Origin of the sequence: Pseudomonas sp. 6D_7.1_Bac1, assembly GCF_025465945.1 — a bacterium.
Taxonomy (GTDB): Bacteria; Pseudomonadota; Gammaproteobacteria; order Pseudomonadales; family Pseudomonadaceae; genus Aquipseudomonas.
Genome location: NZ_JANLNW010000051.1, coordinates 219,694 through 244,927 on the forward strand (window position 1 = coordinate 219,694; position 25,234 = coordinate 244,927).

A 25,234-nucleotide genomic window follows, 5' to 3' on the forward strand; every position below is an offset into this window, starting at 1 on the left:
AGTGGCGATGCCCAACGCAGACTGTAAATATTTCTCAGCGCCCGATAAGTATCTGACCGTTTGTACGTAGCGCATAAAGACTCCCAAGGCCTCTCACTACACGTGATTTGGAGTCTGCAAAAAATTTATCCGGCGAGACCTCGAATTTTTTGAATTTCTTATCGTTAGAAGTGGCTTTCACCAGCCAACGAATAACCCTGCACTCTACGGGACGGCTTTTCCCTTCAGCAGAGTCTGACAAGCCCACCTCCGAACTCCTGACAGGTTTGCTCTCTGTCTTTGGAGGCTGGTTATTTTGTGCTGCGCGTTTTAGCACCTCAGCTCCGACTTTCCAGACACACTCAGCCTTCAGGTTCACATCCACCGAGAGAATTGTCTTCAAGCCTGCGCCCCCATAGGTGTCCTCGAACACCAGGTCACAAAACATTCGGGCATCGACTGGATGTGGCGCCCTGAAGAAACTTTCCAGCACCCGTAATGATTTAACGGGTTCAATATCCAGAACACGAAGATGACGACCCAAAATGCGTACCGTCTCGTCGATAAAACTTAGCGCTCCCTCGTGAATGCGCCGAACCATTGCCTCGCGCTTTTCTTCACCAGCAAAACGATCCATGAAGACAGGTGTCAGACAACCATTCCAGTCGCGATCCATACGAACAAAAGAAGTGTCGACACTGCTGAACAACGTTTCATAAAGAGGCACATTGCGGCAGAACGGATGATGGGTATCGTGACGATCCACGAACTCCCCCAGATAACCCTTGATGGGCATGCCATAGGCATCTACACGCTTCAAGGCCTGACGAAAAGTCATCAGGTAATAGCCACCGAACACCTTGCGACGATCAGTCAACAGGTACAAGGACTCCTGCATCGTGCCGGCATAACCGATGTCCACCAGCGCCACGTCGCCCTCGTCCAGCAGCCCGGTACCTTGCAGATACTCGAGGTAATTGGCGCGCTCGACGCTGGCCACGTCGACAATCAATGGAAGAAGGTCCATCAACAGCAGTTTGAGTAAACCCCGTTGATCAATGGTCACGATCGTTTCAAGCGTCATGCCATGTTTGGCAAGAATGTCGCCTGGAACACTGGTCGGACTCAGACCAAACCGTGAGAACAGCAAATGCTGAAGAGTGTTCCTCGCATATTCGACATGCAGCAAGTCCATCACACCCTGCTCATCGCGCACCTTGGCCAGGTTCACCGCTCTGCGCGAACACAGTAGGTAATGACTGCTGGGCGCGTCAGGATAATGTCGGGCGATGCAGTCGTAGGCCTGCTTCATGATCAAGCCATCGCGAGCGAGAAAATAAAGACGCTTTACTCCGTCCCGAATGGCTTTCTCCATCAGCCACTTGGTGTATCCCAGCAACATCGGCCCTTGGCCGTAATAGCCCAAACGCCAAGTATCACCAGAGAACAGCGTCCCGCGACGATGGGGCAGATACGGATTGTCATGCATACGGTTACCCACCACCGCCATCAGCATCTTCCAGTCAAGCGAGTGCCGCGCCTCATCTCGGGACCAGGGAGCCGTATAGCTCTCGCATTTGGCAAAAACCTCTGACGCCTTGATCAAATGAAACGGTTTGATACCCCGCTCTTTGGCCCGTACTACGTCAGCCGCGACATTGTCCCCGACGTGCAAAATTGTCTTGGCATCCACGCGCAGATCGGCAAGAACATGATCAAACAGTCGGCCATTATGTTTTTTGACGCGCACCTCACAAGAAACATAGAAACACTCGTAGCCTTCATAGCCATTCTTTTTCAGGACAGCGACGAGGAACTCGCGAGGCAAGTACATATCGGAAATGAGAATGATGCGTTTACCCAGGCTGCGGGCCTCGTTGAACGCCTTGAAACCAGAAGAGCGTGGGTAGAGCAGATCCATTTCCATCTGCATCTCCAACGCCTGAACACGCGTCGCCAAATCCTGATCCAAGCCGGTTTGGGTGGCAAATTCCTGGTAGATTTCCTCTATCCGGACCTCACCGTCACCTCTTGCGATAGCGGCCTCGAAAGCCGCTTTTTCTGCCGCGCATCGTGCTGCACGAAAATCCAGGGAGGGAAGCCGGCAAATCTGACGAGCTTCTTCGGCCATGAACTCAAACAGGTCGGACGGCGATTTGAACGGTCGATACAACAACGTATCGAACACATCAAAAGAAATGATCGGATGACGCAGAATCTGCTGTGACAGTTCACGGCAATGATCAATGGAAGACTCTTCTCGCACTTGATCAAAATAACCCAATTGCTTCAGGTACTCCGCTTCCCTGCGCAGCTCCATCAATGTCTCTGCTATAGGTTTGTCATTGGTCCAGCATGGGAAATCGCCAGCGGGGGACGCAAGGACTTTTCCCAGCCAGGTCGCATAAGCGCAGCCCTCATCTGCCAACATTTTCGCTGGCAGATGGCGCGAGCGCAGAGTCGTGATGATACGTTTGTCGCGTGCAATAGTAAGTCCTTCGTTAACCTGCCCAAAAAACTCTGCCCAACCGGTGGCAGTAGCAAACGAACTGATATGACTTTTACCCATCACAAGCAGGGGCTTTTGCCAGAAGGCTGCTTGATAGCCAACGGAAGATGAGATAGTGATCACACCGTCCATGTCCGGAACCAGCAGCTGCGAGACTGAAGGTGTTTTATTGAAATGTTCAAAGTAGGCAAAATTCGGAAACCGCGAACGCAGGTAGCGAATATTGTGCTCAGTCAATACAGTACTGCGCGTCTGCCCGGACCAGTAATTGGTCACCACCAGTGCATGGTCAGACGGCATGTGATTCAAGGTATCGAGCAATACATCAAACTGGCTGCGCCGTGCCAGTACGGCGTCGATCATAAAGTAACCGTCGATCTGCAACGGCAAGAGAATCACCCGTCGGAAGCGTTGCTTCAGCTCATTGATTGATGCTTGTGTGGGTGTAATAGAGCCCAGAAATCGGACTTCTTGACTTCTCAGAACATCAAGCGCCTCGATTTCCGCAACACTGACAGACTGCAACGGCGCAATGGAACAATTGCCCAGCAGACCGGTATCAAATGCAACCATCGAAGCAAAAGGGGCGCGAGAGAAGAAACCGGGCATTTGATAAATGATGCGTGCGTTGGGATATATATCTTGCAAATACGACGACGGCGACTCCCAAACAATGATGATGTCGGGTTCCATGTCGGAAGGAACGCCCGCCTTGAGCAAGCCTCCCAAGCGTACGTGCTCTCCATCCTTATAGACGCCCGCCTGATGCCTGAGCGAACGTTCAAGAGTGTTTTCGCCCTCGGTCCAGGCCAATGGGTCAATCACAGAAACAGAACCCAGTGCGGCAAGATGCCCATCTCGTAGTGCTCGTTGCGCGACGACCTCACTGATAATGGTATGAATATTCACACCTGCACGGCGCAAAGCGACAACTTGCGGAACGATGGAGTTGCGCAGGGTGGCGTAACGAAACTCAGGATTACCTAACTCAATGGAGGGGTCCAAATAGAAAAAGACGTTCATTTCAATACCTTTGAATATTCTGAAGTGTTTTCTGCAGGAACACGTCTTGCTTTAACGAGTCAGCGCTACGCAACAACCAGTGCCTGAAACCAATATTCATATAAAAAACAATCACGACGCCTTATCACTTGGACGAGGCATACATGAAAACGGCTAAGGACCGACTCCTACCGCGCGTCCAAGTACCAACGTCTGTACCAACGGCCCAATAATTTTTTGCCACTCATAGACCGCAGCGTTAGTGACGTAAATCGTGTCGTCCGGTTTTAAGATGACCTGCTGGGCATAGAAAATGGCTGCAGGCTCCCGCATATCAATGCGCATCACCGTCGGTCTGGCGTTATCGAGATTGCCCATACGGAAAACAAAAACCCCGGACGGATTGGCATTGCCTTCCTTCAACCCGCCAACGACCCCCAACGCATCCAGCAAGCTTGTATTCTGGGCAGGAAGGTCATGAAGTCCTGGCGTTCCCACGGCGCCCATGGCCACGAACCGTTGGCGGGCACGCTCGACGATTACCTGTGAGTCCGCTTCAAGTGGCTGATCGCTGCCTGTCAGCACGTCTTCATAGTTGAGAGTGGTCACCTGACCACCAGCACGCAGGGTAACGTTGACCAAATGCGGCTCAACGAGCGGCCCACCCGCCTGGTTGATGGCATCGAGCAGGGTCAAAGGCCCCTGCAAAGTGGAGAACCGTCCTGGGGATTTCACTGCGCCCGCCACCAAAACGGAACCGGAACGCTCACCCACCAGTTCAACATGGGCCTGTACATCCGATGTCACACCTTTGAGGCGCTGACAGATCATCGTTTCGACTTCGGTCGGTGTCATCCCCTTGACAGACTGATGCCCGACGTAAGGCAGTGAAATCATGCCCTGAGCGTCGATACGGACAGTCAACCGCGTTCCTCCGGTCGCTAAAGGCGCGAACAGACCGGTGCCCTGCGGCGCGTTGTCGGTAATCAGGACATTGATCTGGTCACCGGACATCAGGCGCAGTGTCTTCATTTTTGGGGGGGCATACACCCTCAACGGAGCCTGAGGTGCCGGACGCATAAAGGGGGCGATGGTATCGGCATTGATATCTACCAGATCATAGGCCGTGTTCTTGCCTTCAATATCATCCCTGGCCGGGCCGGCACCGGAGAGACCATGGCTGCATCCCGACACTATAAAAGCTATCAGACACATACCCGCGGCGATGCTACTGCGCCGACCGACACTCATGAAATGAGGAGCCGAACCAACAATAGATTTATTCACGGTGATCCTCGATTGATGCAATGACGAAGCGGGTAATGCCATAAACGATAAACAGCACCATCAGAATGGTCAGCACGTTGTAAACCCGTTGAGGGTAAAGGGCTATTTGCGGCGTATTGGCACTCACCACCGTCACCAACGTTCGGATCTTTTTGCTGGCCTCGACCCGTGCGTTTTCAACGGCCGTCACCGCAGCCTTGTAAATCTGTTCGGCAATACCGGCATCCAGCGTCAACTGCTGAAAGTGGGAGGCTTGCACGTTGAGCTGATCACCGTCCGGGGCTGAAACCAGTACCCGCTTTTCCGCATCCAGTTGTTCGCGTAGGGCCTTCACCCGTTGCTGCTGATGCTTGACCTGCGGTGAATCCGGATGAAGTTTGTAAAGCATTTCGATCGTCACGACCTGCGCCCTGGAATACTCGGCTTCTATTGCACTAATGAGGGCCGCGCGACTGTCAGCCGAGCTTTTTCCGTCCAGTACTTTGTGGGCATGCTGAAATTGCAATAGCGCGTCTTGGTGCTGGGTATAGATGTTCCTGGCACTTTCCAACTCGTTAACAGCAAAGCGCATCTGTTCACGCGCCATGCTGTGCGACACCTCGTTCACAAATTGCTCGCTGGCTTGCAGAATGACTTTAACCATTTGTTTCGCCAGCTCAGGCGTGAACGCCTGAACTTCGACCCTGAGCAGGCCGGTCGTTTCGTCATAGTGCGCGGACACCATGCGCTGGTAATAGGCCAGCAAATCCTCACGAGGCGCGTCCTTGCTCAACCAGAAAAAGACGTCCTTACGTTGCTGGCTATAGCGCTCGACCCACTGCAAGCGCTTTTCAAGCAAATCCATCATGTCCATCGAGACAATGTACTCACGCAGGTACAACGTTTCTTCGCGGGAAGCAGGATTTGTACCGGTCAACAACATGCTCAAACCAGGCAGCTGTGCCTCAGGATTGCGGCCCTCCTGACGAACCACAACCTGTGCGAAGCTGACAAATCGATCCGCAGACAAAAACACGTAATAAACGACGGCCAAAACGAATGGTACTAACACCATCGCAATGATTAACCGCCGATCTTGGAGTTTATGAGTACTGCTCATGTAAGAACCTATTTATTAAATGAACCCGTGACGCCACCAGGCGCTCAAGTGTTGTAGGCATGAATACCTTGCGCTACATCCTCAAAGATCTGAACGCCACCGTCGCTCACCAGCAGCACGACATCACAGAGTCTCTGTATTTCATTCATGGAATGAGAGACCAGGATGACGTTGGTTTTTTGTAATTTTTGTTCAAATTCCGCATTGCACTTGCGCTTGAAATGCGCATCACCCACCGACATCACTTCGTCGATGAGGTAATAATCAAAATCAAACGCCATACTCAGCCCAAACGCCAAGCGTGAACGCATCCCTGATGAGTAGGTTTTGACCGGTTCGTCGATCCAGTCACCGATCTCCGCGAAGTCCTGCACATAGCGCACTTTTTCACGCATCGCGTCGCCCACGGCACCATGCACACGGCTGACGAACTTGATATTTTGGCGACCGGTCATGCTGCCCTGAAACCCTCCCGACAAACCCACCGGCCAAGAAACTGACCGGTCAGTGACAATACGTCCGGAGTCGGGAATGTCCGCACCGCCCAGCAAACGCATTAACGTAGACTTGCCTGCCCCGTTACGGCCGATCAAACCAATATTCTTCTCTGCCGGCAGGGTCAGACAAAGATTACGAAATATATGGCGTCGCCCTTTGCGGGTCAGGTATGACTTGTTCACTTTTATGAGTTCAAACATAAGAACTGCCGTTAACCATTTTTCGTGGAAATCAAATGCAATCGACGAACGCGATAGGCACCCAACGAGATAAATAGCAGAGCCAACGTGGTCGCTATTACGTAATAAATAGACACCCCTTCTACGGGCACATAATGCGCAAATACCTGCGAACGAATCAGCTCCAGCAAATGTAAAAATGGATTAAGCAGCAGCAGGGGTAACAGCGCGTGAGGAAGAAGCGCTGCTGGAACAAGAACGCCCGAAATAAAATACAGCGGAAAAAAAATCATCCGAATAAAGACATTACTTCCCGGGATGGCATGCGCAATCAATGCCAGAAACACACCAAGCCCAAATGCAAACAATAAGCCCAGCACGAGAGTCAACAACCATTCGACAGGTGCCTTGATCGACATATCAAAGCCGTACCAGGCAAATCCCGCGATCAGAATGATGTACACCGCCGCCACAATACATACTTCAACTATGGTACGGGCAATAAAGGTGTCAAGCGGTTTGATTTGCTTGTAAGCAAACAACTCCCGATTGGCCTTTGGACTGTCCATCAATCGCAGCGCGACATTGCGAAACAACAAAAAAGGCGCCAAGCCTACCAGCACAAAAATGGGGAAATCGATACCGAAAACTTTATCGCCACGTGTCAGTGTAAATAACAGACTAAAGAGTAGCAGGTGACAAATCGGCTCAAGCAAAACCCATAAAGCGCCCAAGCGCCGGTCACCAAAACGGGCACGAGCCTCACGCAATACAAGCGCAAAGATGGCTGATTTTTTGATCTGAAGAGGCGTGCGAGATTTCAAGTTCAGCTACCCGTAGAGTGACCGCGGACAACTATCGAGCACACTCGCACTAACGAGAAATCAATACTTATTAATTCACTACAATTAAGCTCTAACTTTATTAATTCAGTAAAATCGCCAGCACGGATCACGCTCCACCCGTCCAGACACAACTTCGTCGGTGGTTTCACCCGACAGCCCATATCACCTTATCCTCAAGCGACCGGACCGTCAGGAGCGCCATCAGCCATGATTCCCCCTACGCCCGAAAGATCATGGTGTGTCTAGAAGTGGGGTTATCGCTCAGGACCTAACAGCGGTGGACCGAGACTGGGGATGTTCAAACCGATACCCGTATGATCACCGTGCAACCCGCTATTGACTAACAGAACTGGTAAATTTCGAAAAGCAGACATCCTCGTGACTCGCGAGGGAATCCTGGCGTTCGCCTGGCCGGATAGAGTAATGACTCAGAACAGCCCCAATCAGGAAAATTCACGACTCCGGGAACTGCTGGGAGATGAAAAAAGCAAACAAATAATCCAGACGATTCCCCGGCGTGGTTACGTGTTCAACTCGACGCTTCTTGCCACCGCTGTAGAAACCCAAGACTCCGACGGCGAATCATGGCCACCTTACCCCGTTATTACGCTGAGTTCGATTTCCGAAATGCATTCTCAAATCAGCCATCAATCGCAGAATGATGATCATGAGATCAAGTTCAACAGAGCTTATTACTCTCAAAACGATACACCTTTGACATTTTACCGTTTGCCCACCGACCAAAAGAGTCTTTACATCTATGTAAGAGAGTTACGAAAACTTCGCTGCCTGGGCCCCGCGCCCTGACATCACGCGACCACCGGATCGTGTAGCGGCTTAACTTACCGGCATTGGGTCACAAGCCCGAGCACTAGAACACCGACCAGCCAATGCGCTGGCTCAGCAGCTCCAGCGCCGCCATGCCCACCAGCGAATTACCCGCCGCGTTCAGCTCCGGCGACCAGACGCACACGGTGAACCGGCCCGGCACTACGGCCACGATGCCGCCGCCCACGCCACTCTTGCCCGGTAGACCGACGCGATAGGCAAAGTTGCCGGCTTCGTCATACAGACCGCTGGTGGCCATAATCGAATTGACCTGCTGGGTCTGGCGCGCAGTGAGAATCTGCTCGCCGCTGTGCTTGCAGAACCCGTCATTGGCCAGGAAACAGAACGCCCGGGCCAGGTCGACACAATTCATGCGCAACGCGCAATGGCTGAAATAGCTGCGCAGGACTGCTTCCACATCGTTATGAAAGTTGCCGAACGACTGCATCAGATACGCCATGGCCGCGTTGCGCGCGCGGTGCTGGTACTCCGACTCGGCGACTTTACCGTCCACCATCACCTGTGGGTTACCGGACAACCGCCGCACAAAATCACGCATCGACAACGCCGGCGCAGCAAATCGTGACTGGTTGATGTCGCAGATCACCAACGCTCCGGCATTGATGAACGGATTGCGCGGCCGACCGCGTTCGAACTCCAGTTGCACCAGCGAGTTGAACGGTTGGCCGGAGGGCTCGTGACCGAGTCGCTCCCAGATCGCCTCGCCGGAATGCTCGATGGCCTGCACCAGGCTGAACACCTTGGAAATGCTCTGTACCGAAAACGGCGTGTACGCATCGCCCGCGCAATACAACTCGCCGTCATTGCCATACACCGCAATGCCCAACTGATCGGCCGGCACACTGCTTAGCGCAGGAATGTAATCAGCCACCTTGCCCTGTCCGATCAGGGGGCGCACCGTCTCAAGGATTTCGTTCAACAACGCTTGCATGCCGGGTTCCGAATTCACGCCCCGTACCACTGCGGGGACACAGACGCTAGACGCCACGCGCACGCGTCAGAGCACAGTTTTGCGCTCAACGCCCAACGCCACGCGCTAGACCGAATAACAACTATCCTGCATCGTGTTGTGAATCCCGGCAACCGGAGCGCTGACCATGTTCGACAGCCCCATCCGTGAACAGCTCGACCACCTTCAGAACCTGATGGCTGACCAGCCGTTGCTGGTGCTCACGGGCGCCGGCATCAGCACGCCGTCGGGCATCCCCGATTACCGCGACACCGATGGGGTGCGGCGCGGTCGGCAACCAATGATGTATCAGGAATTTCTGAAAGCCCCCGAGTCACGCCAGCGTTACTGGGCGCGGGCGATGCTCGGTTGGCCACGGGTTCGGCAAGCACGGCCGAACCAAGCTCACGAAGCCTTGGCCACGTTGCAGGCGCAGCAGTTGATTGCCGGGTTGATCACCCAGAACGTCGACACCTTGCACGATCAGGCCGGCAGCCCGGACGTGATCGAGTTGCATGGCAGCCTGCACCGGGTGCTGTGCCTGGATTGCGGCCAGCGCAGTGACCGGGACTCGATCCAGCGCATCATGGAAACGCAAAACCCGTATCTGGCGGGCGTCGACGCAGTTCAGGCACCCGATGGCGACACCCTGCTCGCCCCGGCTTTCGTGTCGCACTTTCAAGTCCCCCGTTGCCCTCACTGCGAAGGCGAGCGAATGAAACCGGACGTGGTATTTTTCGGCGAGAACGTTGCGCAAGCCACTGCCGCCAAGGCCATGGCTGCTGCTGAACAGGCCGCGGGGTTACTGGTGGTGGGCTCGTCGTTGATGGCGTTCTCGGCGTTTCGCCTGTGTCGCGCAATCACCGACCGTGGCAAACCGCTGATCGCCATCAATCTGGGCAAGACCCGCGCCGATGATTTGCTGGACATGAAGATCGAGGCGTCCTGCGAACAGCTGTTACCGCTGTTGGCAGAACGCCTGAGCCCTGTCAGGCCATTTCTGCCTGTTTGATCACAGCCGTTTTCTGCGCCTCAAACCGATCCGCCAGGAACGGTGTGATGTCCAGTGGCAACGGTTCGTTATTCACTAATTTGTCCAGCAACACCCCGGTGATCGCCGACGTCAGGATGCCGGTGCGGAAATGCCCGCAAGCGTTGAGATAGCCCTGAACCCCCTTCATCGGCCCCAGAATCGGCAATTCATCCGGTGAACCTGGACGCAACCCCGCCCAGCAGCGCTTGAGGTTGATGTGTTCAAGCTCGGGAATGCAGCGGATCGCGCCTTGCACCAGGCCATTGATTTCTGGGAGGGTGGTGGTCACGTCGAAACCTTTGTCTTCGGTGGTGCTGCCGATCAGGATTTCGCCGTTATCTTTCTGCGCCAGGTAGCAATCACTGGTGGTCAGGCAGCCGCGCAAGACCTTGGGCATGCGCTCGGTCAGCAAAATCTGGCCTTTGACCGGCTTCACCGGAATGCTGATGCCCGTGGCTTTCAGGCTGAGCTCCGCGGCCCAGGCACCTGCGGCGTTGATCAAGGTGTCACAACGGAACGCTCCGGCCTCGGCCGTCTGCACGCCGATGACCCGTGAACCCTGGCGCAACACGTCAGTGACGTTGGTGTTGAAGTACATGTCGACGCCATTCTGCCGGGCACCTTCGGTGTAGGCATCCGCCAGACGAAACGGGCTGACCTGATGGTCGCAGAGAAACTCCAGCGCTCCGCGTGCTTCATGGCTGACGCTCGGCTCGGCCTCGCGCAGCGCGGCCTGATCCAGCCAGCGCACCTGATCGGCCAGGTGTGGAATGCAGGCAACAATGTGCTCGGCGTACAAACGGTCCTCATCGTCGTAGATCACGAACTTCAGCCCGGTTTTTTCGAACTTGAAATCCATGCCGTGATTCTCCTGCAACTCGCGGTGCAGGTCCGGGTACATCGCATTCGATTGCAGGGCAAAATCAAAGAACGAATCCGGCAGGATGTGCGGTGTACTGGAGTCGACCGCCACCGCTGCGCCCTGGGTTTCGCGCTTGCGGTTGGCCGACATCATACGAAAGAAGATCACCCCGCAGCCCAACCCCACCGACTCGCCAATCGCCCAGAGGCCGCCGGCTGATGCGCGGGTTGCGTTGCCTGGGCGCTTGGCGTCGATCAGCGCGATTTTCAGATTTTTGCGTTTCGACAGTTGATAGGCACACGAAGCCCCAATCACACCGCCACCGGCAATCACCACATCGTAGAACTTACTCATGATTCAACGCATCCGTGCCAAGGTTCTGGAAAGCTGAAAAAGGAATCGGATCAATCGGGAAACGCGGTCGCAACCAGCCCACATCCGGGCGTCCGGTGGCTTCTCGCAGGCGATCGCTGCAATAGCCGACACACATCCGCCCCTGACAATCGCCCATGCTCACCCGCGTGCGCATTTTCAGGCTGGCCATGTCTTGAACGCCTTGGGACAGCGCCCGGTCAATGTCGGCACGGGTGGCTTTTTCGCAGCGGCAGATCACTGTATCGGCAGCCGGCAACGCCGTTTGCCCGGCACCGCGCTCGGTGTAGCGATCCACCGCCGCGCGAAAACGCACGATGGACTTGAGCTTCGCCAGGTAGCCATTGCGCAAATGCAACGCTAGCTCGGTGCTCAGCACATCGCGCTGCACGAGGATCGACAGCGCTGCGATTCGACCGCTGAGCATCGCTGCTTCACCGCCACGAATCCCGCCCATGTCGCCGGCCAGATGAATGTGCGGTTCGCTGCTTTGCTGCCAGATATTGGCCGTGGCTCGCAGATAACCGTCATCGCTGAAGCCATGCTCCAGTCCCATTTGCTGACTGAGCTGAGTGCGCGGAATAAAGCCATAGCCCACCGCCAGGGTCTGCGCCGCCACCTGCTCGGCGCGACTCAGGTCTGGCTGCCAACTGCTGGAATAGGGTGCGACCGTCACACTGCGCAACTCACCCTCGCCTTGCGCCTCGACCACGCCCCAACCGTAGCGCATCGGGATCCGGTGCAACTTCAGATAGGCGAGCATGCTCAACCCGTCGAGGAACAATTGCGGCTTGTTCAGCAGTGCCAGGCTTTCCTTGGCGATCTTGCCGAACGCACAGGCCTCGAATACACCGGCGACCTTCACCCCGGATGCATGCAATTGACAGGCAACCAGCGGCAACAACGGACCGGTGCCAGCGATCACCACCGGGCTTTGCGGCTTGACCACACCACTCTTGATTTGCAGCTGCAAACCGCCCAGCAGTATCACGCCCGGCAAGGTCCAGCCAGGGAACGGTACGCTGCGTTCATGGCATCCGGCGGCGAGCAACAATTGCGGGTAGGTGATTTCCTGCACGTGTTCGTCAGCGTCCAGCATGACCAACGCCCGAGTCCCTTGCGCACCAATGACCCGAGTGTTCAAACACACATCGATCAGCGCACAACGGTCCTGGAAGTCGCCATGCAGCCTGGCCAGATCCTCGGCGTAACGCGGCCCCAGATAATCAAGCTGTACGCCGTCACGCAACGGCCCGCGATACACCACGCCGCCCAGTCGAGAAGCCTCTTCGAGCAACGTGCAGTGCACGCCGTGCTCGGCCAGTTCAATGGCCGCCGCCATGCCGGCCGGGCCGCCGCCGACGATTACCGGATGCAGGCTCATAGTGCCTCCTGCTCGGCAATACGGTTGACCACGGTTTCGACCTGCATTCCCGGCTGCACCAGGGTCTGGCAGGCGCGGCGCTTGTGTCGGCCGTTGATTTTCACCAGGCAGCATTGGCACACGCCCATGCCGCAATAGGCCCCGCTGATCTGATCGTGATCGTTGCGTGCGACCTGGCGCACGCCGAGGGATTGAATGACCGTCAGCACGGTTTCGCCAATCGCGGCGCTGACCGGCTGGCCATTGAGTTCGATGGTCATATCCGCCTGTTGCAGCGGCTGAATATCAAAGGTTCGATCTAGGCGTTGCATTGCATAGTTCATCCGTGAAGGGGTTGGGTAAAGGTTGCCAGCTCCATGCTGCACTAGGCTCTGTACGAAAACTGCCTGCGCGTCGACCAGGCTGCGTTAAAAACAGGCTCGGACGAACGGAGTGAGAACGTCCGAAGGACGGCCCGAAGGGGCCGCGCAGCGGATAATGCTCATTTAGGGGCCTAAAGTCGGGTGCGACCCCAGCCGTTCCTCGCCTGTTTTTGCCTTGCCTGATCGCCGCTCGGCGAGTTTTCGTACAGACCCTACACCTTGCAAGTCGGCTGATCCGCAAAAAATGCGCCGACCTGTACCGGTAACTCGAAACGCAACATGCGCGCGCCACGGCAATGTAGCCGATGCCATGCGACAGGCCTGGAGCGCATACGTTAGGAGTTATTTCACGGGACAATATTGATCCAGGCCAGTGAAAGCCTGGACTCATCCATTTTTGCAGAACGAGATGATGCGCGCAGGGCGCATCAGTTGGAGAAAACGTACTGCCCCTTGACCTTTTTCGGACCGAAAAAGGCGAAGTCCGGAAACAGCAACGACCTCAGACGCATGACAAAAAACAAAATACCCAACGTGAACAACGCCCCCACAGTGGCCACCAGTGGTGCCTCGGCGGCCCCCGAGAACAATCGCGGCAGTTGGGTAATCGCCAGAACGATGTAGATGTTGTAGGCCTGTGCCGAGTTCTTGTAGAAACCATAAGCAAACAGCAGCGGGACCACGCCGGCAATCGCCGCCAGGATAAAGCTCGCGCTGGGCCCTATGGTCGCCCCAATAAAATACCCCAGCGCTGCGCCCAGAAATGCCTGAATAAAGCTGATGGTCACCAGCGTATTGATTTTTCGGTAATGCGCTTCGTACAGATCCCGATCCGGATAGGCGGCGATCCAGTAGGCGAGCACCCGGTCCCCGACCCCTCCACCGGAAAACGCTTTGAAGGTCTCCGTCCTGGAGCGGCCTGCTTCAAGCATCGCCTCCAGTTGTCGCTTGATTTCCTTTTTGTCCAAAACACTTCCCCTTCGTGGATTCAGGCACAGTCGTTATCGGCCAACGCTAGTAGAGCGCCGGCATCTTGTCCATCCGTGGCCAGCACCTGAAAGTGGCCACGTCTATCAAGGTAAAAAACAAAAATCGTGTCACCTTGCCCTGTGTTTCCAGCATCGGCTACTTTCGTTTATAGCTGTAGCGCCTCCAGGCAGGCATGGCCTGATGATATCAATGATTGCCTATATAAAAGTTTTTTTAGAAACCTCGCGGGCATTTCTTGGCACACTGCCGCCCCGTGTATTTCATTTACTCTCAGGCAAGCCCCATGACTCGAATCCTGACCATTGAAGACGATGCGGTCACCGCACGAGAGATCGTTGCCGAGCTGAGCAGCCATGGCTTGCAGGTGGACTGGGTCGCCAATGGTCGAGAGGGCCTGGCGCGTGCAGTCAGCGGCGACTACGACCTGATCACCCTGGACCGCATGCTGCCGGAGCTCGATGGCCTGGCGATTGTCACCACCTTGCGGACCATGGGCGTATCGACGCCGATTCTGATGATCAGCGCCCTGTCCGACGTCGACGAGCGCGTTCGCGGCCTGCGTGCCGGCGGTGACGATTACCTGACCAAGCCCTTCGCCACCGACGAAATGGCCGCCCGGGTCGAAGTCCTGCTGCGACGCCAGAACACCGTCAAGGACTACACAACGACCCTGCGCGTGGCCGACCTTGAACTCAACCTGATCAGCCGTGAAGCCAGCCGCGCCGGGCAGTTGCTGAGCCTGTTGCCCACCGAATACAAACTGCTGGAGTTTCTGCTGCGCAATACCGGGCAGATCCTCTCGCGGATGATGATTTTCGAAGAAGTCTGGGGCTATCACTTCGACCCAGGCACCAATCTGATCGATGTGCACATCGGACGTCTGCGCAAAAAGATCGACCCACCGGGCCAACTGCCGCTGATACGGACTGTGCGAGGCTCGGGTTATGTCATTGCTGAACCCGTCTAAAGGCTGGCGCTCCTCCAGCAGCCGTTTGCTGGCGCTCTACAGTTCGCTGTTCGTGGTCTGGAGCGGCCTGCTCATGGGGGTGATGTATTACGAGGTTTCCAGCTACCTGGAGAACCTCGCCAAACATTCGCTGATGCAACGCCAGCACCTGTTTTCACGCTTCCACGGCGAGCAACTGGATGAGGCGTTGATCGCCAGTATCACCTTCGACCAGCGCGGCATCGACGCTTACGGGCTGTTCGACGACCAGCATCGGCCTCTGCACGGGTTGATCCGCAAGATCCCTGCCGGCCTGCCGCTGGACGGCAAGATCCATGAACTGGCCGACTGCGCCGACCCGGATGACGCCAGCATGCCGTCCGACAGTTGCGACGCCGTGGCGACTCGCACCCTGGATAACCGCTGGCTGGTCCTGGTGCGTGACAACGGTTCGTTATTCGCCGTCACGCGGATCATCCTGTATGCCCTGTTCTGGGGCGTCTCGCTGACCATCATCCCCGGCATCGCCGGTTGGCACCTGCTGCGCCGTCGGCCACTGCGGCGTATCCGGGCCCTGCAAGCGAGCGCCGAAGCCATCGTCGCCGGTAACCTGAACCACCGTTTGCCGCTGTCCAGCCGCCGCGATGAGCTGGACATGCTCGCGGCCATCGTCAACGCCATGCTCGAACGCATCGAGCGTCTGGTGAACGAGGTCAAAGGGGTTTGCGACAACATCGCCCACGACCTGCGCACTCCGCTCACCCGGCTGCGCGCACAGCTTTACCGCATTCAACAGCAGGCCGCCGAAGGGTCCGCCGAAGCGACGCAGCTGGATCAGGTGATCGCCGAAACCGACACCCTGATGGCGCGTTTCCGTGGATTGCTGCGAATTTCCGAGCTGGAGGATCAACAACGGCGTTCGGGCTTCGTGCTGTTCGATCCGTTGCCGTTGCTGCAGGAACTGCACGATTTTTACCTGCCACTGGCCGAAGAAGGTCAGTTGAACTTGAGCCTGCAAACCCCGCCAACCTTGCCAGCGCTGAACGGCGACCGGGCGTTGTTGTTCGAAGCGCTGTCAAACTTGCTGAGCAACTCGATCAAGTTCACCCCGGCGGGCGGTCAGGTCATTGTGCGGGCAAGCGACAACGCCGGCAGCACACGCATCGAAGTACTCGACTCCGGCCCCGGCATTCCTGCGGACAAACGCACAGCGGTATTTCAACGTTTCTATCGCGTTGACGACAACGCTATAAAGGGTGGTTTCGGCCTGGGCTTGTCGATTGTCGCGGCCATCGTCAACCTGCACGGGTTCAACCTTGACGTCGGCAGCAGCGAACTCGGCGGCGCCCGACTGACACTCGATTGCCGCCAGCGTTTGCTGCCCGCGGATTAATGCGCTGCATTGGGGGAAATGTCCTACAGGTTTTCAAGGTTGCCGGGTGGGAAGGCGTCGCTCATCCCTTGAGTAAGCGCTGCACACTCTCCGTAGCAGCTGGCGTAGCCTGCGTTCAGCCGGTCCGGGGCGTAGCGGTCGTATTCCCGGCACCACGGTTAATCTGAAAGACCGCAGTGCCTGATTTTACGACTGCTGCGCAGCCGAACGCAGGCTACGCCAGCTGCTACGGGGAATGTGCCGTGCCTGAAATCCCATGACTTACCGGCATTAGGGTAAGCTCCCCTCACCACAGGGTGTGGTGGTAATCGCCAATGAATAAAAGTGTTTGAGCTCCGTGAGCTGAACCAGACGCTATGCTTCAGGCTTCACTTCCAGGGAGGTAACCGGCCATGGCGTCCACATCTGCTCAAACACACTGCGCCCTGCTGGTCATTGATGTACAAAACGACTTCACCCCCGGCGGCCGTTTGGCAGTACCCGAGGGCGATCAGATCATTCCCTTGATCAATCGCCTTGCCGGTCAATTCACCCAGGTGATCATCGCCCAGGACTGGCACCCGGCCGGGCATGCTTCGTTCGCTTCCAGCCACCCCGAACGCGAACCCTATGACGTCATTCAACTGCCCTACGGCGCCCAGACCCTGTGGCCGGAGCACTGTGTGCAAGCCACTGGCGGCGCCGCACTGCACGCCGAGCTGAACCTGCCCCACGCCCAATTGATCATCCGCAAAGGCTGTAACCCCGACATCGACAGCTATTCGGCGTTTCTGGAAGCCGATCGCACGACTCCCACCGGCTTGGCCGGGTACCTGAAGGAACGCGGGATCGACACGGTTTTTATGGTCGGACTGGCGCTGGATTTCTGCGTGATGTTTTCAGCGCTGGATGCCCGCGCAGCCGGGTTCAATGCCACGGTGGTGCTGGATGCCTGCCGGGCGATCGACTTGAACGGCTCGCTGGCCACGGCAATGGAGCGGATGGACCAGGCTGGCGTAGGGTTGATCACCGCTGCTGAAGTGTCCGTTTGAGCGAGGGGCCCCGTAGCAGCTGCCGAGCCCGCGAGGCTGCGTTCGGCTGCGCAGCAGTCGTAAAGTCGTAAAGTCGAACAACACGTTCTCCCAAGCAAACCGAGTGCAGAGGATTTGCGAGGACTTCGTCCTCGAACGCAGCCTCCCGGGCTCGGCAGCTGCTACGGATCGCGTTACAGCATCACACCAAGAGAGATCAGACCGGTGTCGGCAACCACAACCGGAACCTCGCCCCGCCCAGCGGCGAGGTTTCGGCCGTCAGCGTGCCGCCCTGGGCTTCCAGCGCCCTACGGCTGATGGCCAGGCCCAGGCCAAACCCGCCCGTGGCGCGGTCGCGGCTGCGGTCCAGCCGATAGAACGGCTCGAAGATCCGCTCACGTTCGTCTTCCGGGATGCCGATGCCGTCGTCGTCAACCCAGATTTCGCAGCCTTTGGGGCACACCTGCACGCCGATCTGAATACGTTTTTCGCAGTAACGCATGGCATTGCGCAGCAGGTTCTGGATCGCTCGGGCAGCCAGGCGCGGGTCGAGGCTGAAGCGTTCGAGTTGACCGTGCAGCAACACGTCGATGACGATATCCGGTGACTCAAGTTCCTCATCGACGCTGCCCAGAATGCTGTCGATGAACTCATCCAGCGACACGTCCACCTGCTCAGGCATTCGCGCCGGATTTTGCAGGCGGCTGTAGGAAAGCAATTCCAGCACCAGTTCATCCAGTTCACGAATGTGTGCAACCAACCCTTGCAAACGCTCGCGGCTGGCGGCCGGCAAGTCGTCGGACAGCGCCAGCGCCAGGCCGAAATCCAGTCGGGTCAGCGGCGTGCGCAGTTCGTGGGACACCGCATTGAGCAAGTCACGCTGCTGGTTCAAGAGGTTTTCGATGTCGCCGGCCATGGTGTCGAAGACATGGGCCAGGCTGCCGATGTTCGAGCTCGGCGCAATCTGCGTGCGCTCGCTCAAGTGGCCCTTGCCGAAGCGCTCGGCGGTATGTTTCAGGCGCTCCAGGTCGCGCCAGTGCGGCCGCAGCCAGATCAGCAGGCAAGCCAGCAGCGCGGCACCGATCAGCACGTTGATGCTCCAGTACAGCAAATTGACGTCCAGCGGATCCGGCGGCACCACCAGTTTCACCGACAGCTGTTCATCCAGCGGTGACACCGCCAGGGTGCGCCAACCCCAGTCGCCCATGCGGATGACCTTTTCACCGCGCTCCAGACGTTCACGTTCGTAGGGTGTGAAGTCCGCGTCGTCATTGCGCACCAGCACCACATGCAGCGGGCTGAAGTCTTTGTCCAGTTGCGTCGCCAGGCGCGTCCATTGCTCGCTCGGCACCGCGTGAAACTGCTTGACGATCAGGTTCTGCAAACCCCGGGACTGATCAAGGTTGTAGTTCTGGAAACGCTCGTGAAAAGCCTTGATCACCAGATCCGGAATGAAATAGATCGCGGCACTGAAGGTGACGATGGTGATCAGGTAGAGGCGGATCAGAATGCGCAGCATGGTGTCAGCATTCCCACTCGGAACGACTGAACAGATAGCCCTTGCCCCACACGGTCTTGATCTTGCGCGCTTCGCCGGCGTGGTCGTCGAACTTGCGCCGCAGCTTGGAAATCGCCACATCCACCGAACGGTCGGTGCCGTTGAATTCAATGCCGCGCAGGCGCTGCAGGATCTGGTCGCGGCTGAGCACTTCACCGGCGTGGCGAGCCAGCACCACCAGCAGGTTGTATTCGCCGCTGGACAGTTCGACCAACTGTTCGCGCCAGGTCACGGTGCGCTCCGACAGGTCAATGCACAGGTTGCCCATGAGGATCCGGTCGCTGGCGGTCTGTGGCTCGTTCAGGCTGCTGCGCCGCAACAAGGTGCGCACCCGGGCCAGCAACACTCGCGGCTCACAGGGTTTAGTCACGTAATCGTCAGCGCCCATCTCCAGCCCCAACACCTGGTCGTGACTGTCGTCGCGGGCCGTCAGCATGAGAATCGGCAAGGTCGCCGAATCGGCGCGCAGCAAACGACAGACCTGCAGACCATCAAGGCCCGGCAGCATCAGGTCGAGGATCACCAGATCCGGCGGATTGACCCGCGCCCGTTCGCGCACCTGGTCGCCCCGGCTGATCACACTGACCTGATAGCCATTGCGTTCAAGGTAGCTGGCGATCAGTTCAGAGAGCGCGGAGTCGTCTTCGACCAGGAGGATGTTGGGCATGGGTGTTTCCAGAAAGTGCAGTGGCTTCTGTTAAACCGCTATCGCGAGCAGGCTCGCTCCCACAAGGGATCTGTTGTGCACACAGATGTTGTGAACACCACCAAACCACTGTGGGAGCGAGCCTGCTCGCGATAGCAATCTATCAGACGCAAAAAAATTCAAGGCGCAAAGGATATACGCCCTCACGCGTGCGTGAGTAAAACCCTTACACAATTTCACACAGCACCTACAAAGCTTCACCGCTACGCTCGTCCCCTCCCCGTAGGATGCTGGGGGTCATTATTGGGGTATTCACATGTCAAAGAACCTGTTTGCGAAGCTCGGCCTGATTGCCTTGGCAATGACGCTGAGCGCGTGTGACAAGTCCTCCACCGCCGAAAACGCGGCGCCGCTGGCCACGGTCCGGATCGAAACCATCGAAGCCCGGCCACTGTCGATCAGCAGCGAACTGAGTGGGCGGATCGCCGCACCACGGATCGCTGAAGTCCGCGCCCGGGTGGCCGGCGTCGTCTTGCAACGGACCTTCCACGAAGGCGGCGACGTCAAACAAGGCGACGTGCTGTTTCGCATCGATCCGGCACCGTTCAAGGCCGATCTGGACAGCGCTCAGGCGGCGCTGCGCAAGGCCGAGGCCAATGCCTTTCAAGCGCGATTGCAGGAACAGCGTTACGCCCAGTTGATCGAAGGCAATGCCATCAGCGGCCAGGATTACGACAACGCCCGCGCCAGTGTCCGGCAGACCGCCGCCGATGTCGCGGCCAATCAGGCAGCGGTGCAACGGGCGAAACTGAACCTGGGTTACGCCACCGTCACTGCACCGATTTCCGGGCGCATCGGTCGCGCGCTGGTCACCGAAGGCGCACTGGTCGGGCAGAACGAAAGCACGCCCTTGGCGCTGATCCAGCAACTGGACCCGATCCACGCTGACCTGACCCAGTCGACCCGCGAACTCAACGATTTGCGCCGGGCCTTCCGTGCCGGGCAGTTGCAGCAGGTCGGTCAGGATCAGGCCAAAGCCACGCTGATTCAGGACGACGGCAGCCTCTATCCATTACCGGGCAAGCTGCTGTTCGCCGACATCAGCGTCGACCCGAGCACCGGCCAGATCATCCTGCGCAGCGAGTTCCCCAACCCGGACCTCGACCTGCTGCCAGGCAGTTTCATCCGCGTGCGCCTGGAGCAAGCGGTAAACCAGCAAGGTATCAGCGTGCCGCAACGGGCGATCCTGCGGGACAGCGCCGGCGTTGCTCAAGTGCTGTTGCTCGACGCCGAAGCCCGCGTCAGTCAGCAACCGGTGCAGCTTGGCCAGGTGCAGAAGGATCGCTGGATCGTTACCGGCGGCCTCAAACCCGGCGACCGCATTGTCATCGAAGGCCTGCAGCACGCCCGTCCCGGCGAAAAAGTGCAGATCGACAACACCCCTCTTCCACTTGCCCAGGTAACCGGGCAGTAGGCAGGACACAGACTTTATGCCGCAATTCTTTATCGACCGCCCGGTGTTCGCCTGGGTGGTCGCGCTGTTTATCCTGTTGGCAGGTAGCTTGGCCATCCCACTGCTGCCGGTCGCGCAGTACCCCGACGTGGCGCCGCCGAAGGTCGAAATCTACGCGGTGTACCCCGGTGCCTCGGCGCAAACCGTCGATGAAAGCGTGGTCAGCCTGATCGAGGGCGAACTCAACGGCGCCAACCACCTGCTGTATTTCGAATCCCAGAGCAGCCTCGGTACCGCCACCATCACCGCAACCTTTCAGCCTGGCACTGATCCGGAAATGGCTCAGGTCGATGTGCAAAACCGCCTCAAAGTGGTCGAGTCGCGCCTGCCGCAAGCGGTGATTCAGCAAGGCTTGCAGGTCGAAAAAGTCTCGTCCGGCTTCCTGCTGTTGATCACCCTCACCTCCAGCGACGGCAAGCTCAATGACGTCGCGCTCAGCGACTATCTGGCGCGCAACGTGATGAACGAAATCAAGCGTCTGGACGGCGTCGGCAAGGCCCAGTTGTATGGCGCCGAACGGGCCATGCGGATCTGGATCGACCCGCAGAAACTGATTGGCTTCAACCTGACCCCGGCCGACGTCAACGCCGCGATTGTCGCGCAAAACGCTCAGGTCTCGGCCGGTAGCATCGGTGACTTGCCGACCCGCACCACTCAGGAAATCACCGCGACGGTGCTGGTGAAAGGTCAGCTCTCGACCCCGGAAGAGTTCGCCGACATTGTGCTGCGGGCCAACCCCGACGGCTCCACGGTGCGTGTGGGCGATGTGGCGCGGGTCGAAATCGGCAGCCAGGAATACCAGTTCTCCACCCGCCTCAATGGCAAACCGTCGACCGCTGTCAGCGTGCAGCTGTCGCCCGGTGCCAACGCCTTGAGCACCGCCACCCTGGTGCGCGAGAAGATGGACGAACTGGCGCGCTACTTCCCGGCCGGCGTGGAGTACAAGATCCCGTACGACACTTCGCCGTTCGTCAAAGTCTCGATCACCAAAGTGCTCGTCACCCTCTTTGAGGCCATGGTGCTGGTGTTTGCGGTGATGTTCCTGTTCCTGCAAAACATCCGCTACACGCTGATCCCGACCCTGGTGGTGCCGGTGGCGCTGATGGGCACCTTTGCGACCATGTTGGCGCTGGGCTTTTCGATCAACGTGTTGACCATGTTCGGCATGGTGCTGGCGATCGGCATTCTGGTGGACGACGCCATCGTGGTCGTGGAAAACGTCGAGCGGATCATGGCCAACGAAGGCCTGTCGCCCAAAGAAGCCACGCGCAAGGCGATGAGCCAGATCACCGGGGCGATCATTGGCATCACCTTGGTGCTGGTGGCGGTGTTTATCCCGATGGCGTTCATGCAGGGCTCGGTCGGGGTGATTTACCAGCAGTTCTCGCTGTCGATGGCCACTTCGATCCTGTTCTCGGCGTTCCTGGCCCTGACCTTGACCCCGGCACTCTGCGCCACGCTGCTCAAACCGATCGCCAAGGGTGAACATCACGCCAAGGGTGGTTTTTTTGGCTGGTTCAACCGGCGCTTTGAACAACTGACCGAGCGCTATGAAGGCTGGGTTGTGTATGCACTCAAACGCAGCGGCCGTTATCTGCTGATTTATGGTGTGCTGTTGATCGGCCTGGTGTTTTGCTTCAGCCGCCTGCCCTCTTCATTCCTGCCGGTCGAAGACCAGGGTTACACCATCACCGACATTCAACTGCCGCCGGGCGCCAGCAAGAACCGCACGGTGCAGGTGGTGGAGCAGATCGAAGCGCACAACGCTACTGAACCAGGCGTCGGCGACAGCACGGTGATTCTCGGCTTCAGTTTTTCCGGGAGCGGCCAGAACGCCGCCTTGGCGTTCACCACACTCAAGGATTGGTCTGAGCGCGGTAGCGCTGACTCGGCGGCCTCGATTGCCGACCGCGCCAACATTGCTCTGAGCCAGATCAAGGACGCCGTGGCCTTCGCCGTGCTGCCTCCGCCCGTGAATGGTTTGGGTACGTCCAGCGGTTTCGAGTTCCGTCTGCAAGACCGGGGTGGCCTTGGCCATGCCGCGCTGATGCAAGCACGCACTGCGTTGCTGGCGGCCGCCGAGAAGAGCCCGATCCTGATGAATGTGCGCGAAAGCGCCTTGGCTGAAGCACCGCAAGTGCAACTGGAGGTCGACCGCAAGCAGGCCAATGCCTTGGGCGTTTCGTTTGCCGATATCGGCAACGTGCTGTCCACCTCCGTGGGTTCGGCCTATATCAACGACTTCCCCAACCAGGGGCGGATGCAACGGGTCGTGGTTCAGGCCGAAGGTGATCAACGCAGTCAGGTTGATGACCTGCTGAAGATCCACGTGCGCAACAACACCGGAAAAATGGTGCCGTTGTCGGCGTTCGTCCAGGCCAAATGGACCCAGGGGCCGGCGCAGCTGACGCGCTATAACGGTTACCCGGCCATCAGCATTTCCGGTGAACCGAGCCCCGGTCACAGCACCGGTGAAGCGATGGCGGAAATCGAGCGCCTGGTCGCCCAAGGCCCGGCGGGCCTGGGTCAGGAATGGACCGGGTTGTCGTTGCAGGAACGGCTGTCCGGCAGTCAGGCACCGATTCTGCTCGGCTTGTCGTTGTTGATCGTGTTTCTGTGTCTCGCGGCGCTGTACGAGAGCTGGTCGATCCCGACCTCGGTGCTGCTGGTGGTGCCGCTGGGTGTGCTCGGCGCCGTGCTGGCCGTGACCCTGCGCGGAATGCCCAACGACGTATTCTTCAAGGTCGGGCTGATCACCATCATCGGTCTGTCGGCGAAAAACGCGATCCTGATCATCGAGTTCGCCAAGAGCCTGTACGACGAAGGCCATGACCTGATCGACGCCACAGTGCAAGCCGCGCGCTTGCGTCTGCGACCGATCATCATGACCTCGCTGGCGTTCATCCTCGGCGTGGTGCCGTTGGCCATCGCCACCGGCGCCAGTTCCGCGAGCCAGCAAGCCATCGGCACCGGGGTGATCGGCGGGATGATCACCGCCACGCTGGCGGTGGTGTTTGTGCCGGTGTTTTTTGTGGTGGTGATGAGACTGGTGCGCAAGCGACACAAGAACATCTAACAAACAACACCTATCACCTGTGGGAGCGAGCCTGCTCGCGAAGGCGGTCTGTCAGTCAACATCTTTGTTGGATGTTACGGCCTCATCGTCGGAACGCCGCCCGGAGCCGGCTCGCTCCCACAGGGGTTTTCGTCTGCCTGCTGACTGTGGTCACAAAGGACCTCGCCGGGCTAAGGTGTTGCAAAACCCTGACCCATCGAGCCTCCATGCCACACCTCCTGCGCACCCACCCTCGCCTGACCGCCGCCACCCTGCTGGGGGTAGCGGTCGGCATCCTGGCTCCCGCCGACTCGCTCATCAGCAAAATCCTCATCGGCTGGAATGCCGGCGTCTGGATTTACCTGGTGCTGATGCTCTGGCTGACCATCCGCGCACAGGCCGATGACGTAAAACGCATTGCCGAAGTCGAGGATGAAAACGCCGGGGTGGTGCTGTTCATCGTCTGTATCGCAGCGATTGCCAGCCTCGCCGCCATTACCCTGGAACTGGCCGGCAGCAAAGACCTGGAAACCAGCCGCAGACTACTGCACTACGCCTTCACCGGAATGACGGTGATCGGTTCGTGGTTATTGGTCGGGGTGATTTTCAGCGTGCATTACGCAAGGCTTTTTTACACCTGGAACGGCAAGGACCCGGCACTGCGTTTTGCCGAGGGCCTGCTGACGCCCAATTACTGGGACTTCCTGTACTTCTCGTTCACCATCGGCGTGGCGGTGCAGACCTCGGACGTCGGGGTAGCGAGCCGCAGTTTGCGCAAGATCGTGCTGGCACAGTCGTTGATCGGGTTTGTGTTCAACACAGCGATTCTCGGGTTCTCGATCAATATTGCGGCGGGGCTCTTTAGCTGATGGCTACAAAAATGCCCCGATTTCAGTCGGGGCATCTCTATGCAC

Annotated in this window: 20 protein-coding genes; 8 read left to right on the forward strand and 12 right to left on the reverse strand. The window is 57.8% G+C overall.

Features of this window, described 5'->3' with window-relative positions; genetic code table 11:
* Nucleotides 1–34: 34 nt before the first annotated feature.
* From NTD87_RS12580 to NTD87_RS12600, 5 genes are all read right to left on the reverse strand, one after another.
* The gene (locus NTD87_RS12580) at nt 35–3,511 is read right to left on the reverse strand and encodes an HAD family hydrolase (protein ID WP_262114264.1); all 3,477 of its coding nucleotides are present in this window, start codon (nt 3,509–3,511) and stop codon (nt 35–37) included.
* 153 nt (nt 3,512–3,664) lie between these two features.
* On the reverse strand, nt 3,665–4,705 hold the full coding sequence (locus NTD87_RS12585) for a polysaccharide biosynthesis/export family protein (RefSeq protein WP_410017488.1): 1,041 nt from the start codon (nt 4,703–4,705) through the stop codon (nt 3,665–3,667).
* Between the two features lie 64 nt (nt 4,706–4,769).
* Complete coding sequence (locus tag NTD87_RS12590) at nt 4,770–5,876, reverse strand: ABC transporter permease (RefSeq protein WP_262114266.1); 1,107 nt, start codon at nt 5,874–5,876, stop codon at nt 4,770–4,772.
* 44 nt (nt 5,877–5,920) lie between these two features.
* Entirely contained in the window at nt 5,921–6,574 is a 654-nt protein-coding gene (locus NTD87_RS12595; protein WP_262114267.1) for an ABC transporter ATP-binding protein, read from the reverse strand.
* Nucleotides 6,575–6,585: 11 nt separating this feature from the next.
* Complete coding sequence (locus tag NTD87_RS12600) at nt 6,586–7,377, reverse strand: ABC transporter permease (protein WP_262114268.1); 792 nt, start codon at nt 7,375–7,377, stop codon at nt 6,586–6,588.
* A 444-nt stretch (nt 7,378–7,821) separates the two neighbouring features.
* On the opposite strand from NTD87_RS12600, the gene NTD87_RS12605 reads away from it, so the two are divergent.
* Complete coding sequence (locus tag NTD87_RS12605) at nt 7,822–8,205, forward strand: helix-turn-helix domain-containing protein (protein ID WP_262114269.1); 384 nt, start codon at nt 7,822–7,824, stop codon at nt 8,203–8,205.
* Between the two features lie 64 nt (nt 8,206–8,269).
* On the opposite strand, the gene glsB is transcribed toward NTD87_RS12605, so the two are convergent.
* Nucleotides 8,270–9,178 carry a glutaminase B gene (gene glsB / locus NTD87_RS12610; RefSeq protein WP_262114270.1) on the reverse strand — a complete coding sequence of 303 codons (909 nt, stop codon included), beginning with the start codon at nt 9,176–9,178 and terminating at the stop codon, nt 8,270–8,272.
* Nucleotides 9,179–9,344: 166 nt separating this feature from the next.
* On the opposite strand from glsB, the gene NTD87_RS12615 reads away from it, so the two are divergent.
* A complete protein-coding gene (locus NTD87_RS12615) occupies nt 9,345–10,208 on the forward strand; it encodes an NAD-dependent protein deacetylase (RefSeq protein ID WP_262114271.1) in 864 nt (287 codons plus the stop codon).
* Here the strand turns inward: NTD87_RS12615 and hcnC are convergent.
* The 4 genes from hcnC to NTD87_RS12635 form a co-directional block, all read right to left on the reverse strand.
* Entirely contained in the window at nt 10,186–11,445 is a 1,260-nt protein-coding gene (hcnC, locus tag NTD87_RS12620; protein WP_262114272.1) for a cyanide-forming glycine dehydrogenase subunit HcnC, read from the reverse strand. The genes NTD87_RS12615 and hcnC overlap by 23 nt on opposite strands.
* Nucleotides 11,438–12,847 (reverse strand): cyanide-forming glycine dehydrogenase subunit HcnB, encoded by a 1,410-nt coding sequence (hcnB, locus tag NTD87_RS12625; protein ID WP_262114273.1) that lies wholly within the window; start codon nt 12,845–12,847, stop codon nt 11,438–11,440. Before hcnB ends, hcnC begins: the two co-directional genes overlap by 8 nt.
* Entirely contained in the window at nt 12,844–13,158 is a 315-nt protein-coding gene (hcnA, locus tag NTD87_RS12630) for a cyanide-forming glycine dehydrogenase subunit HcnA (protein ID WP_262114274.1), read from the reverse strand. The genes hcnB and hcnA overlap by 4 nt, the downstream gene beginning before the upstream one ends.
* A 479-nt stretch (nt 13,159–13,637) precedes the next feature.
* Nucleotides 13,638–14,177 (reverse strand): hypothetical protein, encoded by a 540-nt coding sequence (locus NTD87_RS12635; RefSeq protein ID WP_262114275.1) that lies wholly within the window; start codon nt 14,175–14,177, stop codon nt 13,638–13,640.
* A 305-nt stretch (nt 14,178–14,482) separates the two neighbouring features.
* Here NTD87_RS12635 and NTD87_RS12640 point away from each other — a divergent pair, with 305 nt between their 5' ends.
* The 3 genes from NTD87_RS12640 to pncA all read left to right on the forward strand — a co-directional run bounded on the left by NTD87_RS12640 (nt 14,483) and on the right by pncA (nt 17,569).
* The gene (locus NTD87_RS12640; RefSeq protein ID WP_123424820.1) at nt 14,483–15,166 is read left to right on the forward strand and encodes a response regulator transcription factor; all 684 of its coding nucleotides are present in this window, start codon (nt 14,483–14,485) and stop codon (nt 15,164–15,166) included.
* Nucleotides 15,144–16,538 (forward strand): sensor histidine kinase, encoded by a 1,395-nt coding sequence (locus tag NTD87_RS12645; protein ID WP_262114276.1) that lies wholly within the window; start codon nt 15,144–15,146, stop codon nt 16,536–16,538. The genes NTD87_RS12640 and NTD87_RS12645 overlap by 23 nt, the downstream gene beginning before the upstream one ends.
* A 392-nt stretch (nt 16,539–16,930) precedes the next feature.
* Entirely contained in the window at nt 16,931–17,569 is a 639-nt protein-coding gene (gene pncA, locus NTD87_RS12650) for a bifunctional nicotinamidase/pyrazinamidase (protein WP_262114277.1), read from the forward strand.
* A gap of 196 nt (nt 17,570–17,765) precedes the next feature.
* On the opposite strand, the gene NTD87_RS12655 is transcribed toward pncA, so the two are convergent.
* Together NTD87_RS12655 and NTD87_RS12660 are read right to left on the reverse strand one after the other, a co-directional pair.
* Nucleotides 17,766–19,067, reverse strand: coding sequence for an ATP-binding protein (locus tag NTD87_RS12655; protein WP_262114278.1), 1,302 nt, complete (start codon nt 19,065–19,067; stop codon nt 17,766–17,768).
* A 4-nt stretch (nt 19,068–19,071) separates the two neighbouring features.
* Nucleotides 19,072–19,773, reverse strand: coding sequence for a response regulator transcription factor (locus NTD87_RS12660; RefSeq protein WP_262114279.1), 702 nt, complete (start codon nt 19,771–19,773; stop codon nt 19,072–19,074).
* Between the two features lie 295 nt (nt 19,774–20,068).
* Here NTD87_RS12660 and NTD87_RS12665 point away from each other — a divergent pair, with 295 nt between their 5' ends.
* From NTD87_RS12665 to NTD87_RS12675, 3 genes are all read left to right on the forward strand, one after another.
* Entirely contained in the window at nt 20,069–21,226 is a 1,158-nt protein-coding gene (locus NTD87_RS12665; protein WP_262114280.1) for an efflux RND transporter periplasmic adaptor subunit, read from the forward strand.
* Nucleotides 21,227–21,242: 16 nt separating this feature from the next.
* Nucleotides 21,243–24,341, forward strand: coding sequence for an efflux RND transporter permease subunit (locus NTD87_RS12670; protein ID WP_262114281.1), 3,099 nt, complete (start codon nt 21,243–21,245; stop codon nt 24,339–24,341).
* Between the two features lie 206 nt (nt 24,342–24,547).
* Nucleotides 24,548–25,189, forward strand: a complete 642-nt coding sequence (locus NTD87_RS12675) for a DUF1345 domain-containing protein (protein WP_262114282.1) — start codon at nt 24,548–24,550, stop codon at nt 25,187–25,189.
* Nucleotides 25,190–25,234: the final 45 nt, after the last annotated feature.

Coding starts and splice junctions, on each gene's coding strand:
- NTD87_RS12655 (WP_262114278.1), bottom strand. CDS start 19,067: ATGCTGCGCATTCTGATCCGCCTCTACCTGATCACCATCGTCACCTTC.
- NTD87_RS12675 (WP_262114282.1), top strand. CDS start 24,548: ATGCCACACCTCCTGCGCACCCACCCTCGCCTGACCGCCGCCACCCTG.
- hcnB (WP_262114273.1), bottom strand. CDS start 12,847: ATGAGCCTGCATCCGGTAATCGTCGGCGGCGGCCCGGCCGGCATGGCG.
- NTD87_RS12645 (WP_262114276.1), top strand. CDS start 15,144: ATGTCATTGCTGAACCCGTCTAAAGGCTGGCGCTCCTCCAGCAGCCGT.
- NTD87_RS12580 (WP_262114264.1), bottom strand. CDS start 3,511: ATGAACGTCTTTTTCTATTTGGACCCCTCCATTGAGTTAGGTAATCCT.
- NTD87_RS12660 (WP_262114279.1), bottom strand. CDS start 19,773: ATGCCCAACATCCTCCTGGTCGAAGACGACTCCGCGCTCTCTGAACTG.
- NTD87_RS12605 (WP_262114269.1), top strand. CDS start 7,822: ATGACTCAGAACAGCCCCAATCAGGAAAATTCACGACTCCGGGAACTG.
- NTD87_RS12615 (WP_262114271.1), top strand. CDS start 9,345: ATGTTCGACAGCCCCATCCGTGAACAGCTCGACCACCTTCAGAACCTG.
- NTD87_RS12590 (WP_262114266.1), bottom strand. CDS start 5,876: ATGAGCAGTACTCATAAACTCCAAGATCGGCGGTTAATCATTGCGATG.
- NTD87_RS12670 (WP_262114281.1), top strand. CDS start 21,243: ATGCCGCAATTCTTTATCGACCGCCCGGTGTTCGCCTGGGTGGTCGCG.
- NTD87_RS12665 (WP_262114280.1), top strand. CDS start 20,069: ATGTCAAAGAACCTGTTTGCGAAGCTCGGCCTGATTGCCTTGGCAATG.
- NTD87_RS12585 (WP_410017488.1), bottom strand. CDS start 4,705: ATGTGTCTGATAGCTTTTATAGTGTCGGGATGCAGCCATGGTCTCTCC.
- glsB (WP_262114270.1), bottom strand. CDS start 9,178: ATGCAAGCGTTGTTGAACGAAATCCTTGAGACGGTGCGCCCCCTGATC.
- hcnC (WP_262114272.1), bottom strand. CDS start 11,445: ATGAGTAAGTTCTACGATGTGGTGATTGCCGGTGGCGGTGTGATTGGG.
- pncA (WP_262114277.1), top strand. CDS start 16,931: ATGGCGTCCACATCTGCTCAAACACACTGCGCCCTGCTGGTCATTGAT.
- NTD87_RS12640 (WP_123424820.1), top strand. CDS start 14,483: ATGACTCGAATCCTGACCATTGAAGACGATGCGGTCACCGCACGAGAG.
- NTD87_RS12595 (WP_262114267.1), bottom strand. CDS start 6,574: ATGTTTGAACTCATAAAAGTGAACAAGTCATACCTGACCCGCAAAGGG.
- hcnA (WP_262114274.1), bottom strand. CDS start 13,158: ATGCAACGCCTAGATCGAACCTTTGATATTCAGCCGCTGCAACAGGCG.